This window comes from Candidatus Pelagibacter communis (genome assembly GCF_001179925.1).
GTDB classification, from domain to species: domain Bacteria; phylum Pseudomonadota; class Alphaproteobacteria; order Pelagibacterales; family Pelagibacteraceae; genus Pelagibacter; species Pelagibacter ubique_E.
Genome location: NZ_CVSF01000051.1, coordinates 1 through 581, shown reverse-complemented (window position 1 = coordinate 581; position 581 = coordinate 1). Strand labels below are relative to the sequence as shown.

The following is a 581-nucleotide window of genomic DNA, read 5'->3' as shown; positions in this document are numbered from 1 at the left end:
TGGAAAGATTTTTATAAACAATTTGGAATCGTTAAAATTAGGCTTATTAAAGATAACGATGAAAAATTTAATCTTAAAGAACTGTACAGTATTTTGAGAAAAAAAAATCTTTTAGATGATGCTTTAAATAATTAAAACAATTTGCCAGACAGACTATTCAGATACATTTTTTTCATATCATTTTCTGTCAATTTCTTAGGATTTCCACTTGTAGATGGGTCTCGTAAAGCCATATTTGATAAACGATCTATTTGTAACTCTTCCTCTTTTATCACATCAGATAGTTTGTGAGGTATATTTAATTTTTTTCTTAAATCTAAAATCCAATTTAAAAACCCATCAAATGATTGATCTTTTAATCCAAGATAGCTAGAAATTTTTATTATTTTTTTTTCGATTACATCTTTATTAAAAGTTAAAACATAAGGCATAAAAATTGCATTAGATAATCCATGATGTAAATTATTTAAAGCGTTCACTGGGTGACTCAAAGAGTGAATTGCTCCTAGTCCTTTTTGAAATGCAGTTGACCCCATACTCGCTGCTACTAACATATTCATTCTAGCCTCTAAATTTGATCC

1 pseudogene is annotated in these 581 nt (G+C 27.5%); it reads right to left on the bottom strand.

Annotated elements, in window-relative coordinates:
* Positions 1 to 131 precede the first annotated feature (131 nt).
* Positions 132 to 581 (bottom strand): annotated as a pseudogene (locus AMN70_RS03290) (iron-containing alcohol dehydrogenase); the annotation flags it as partial.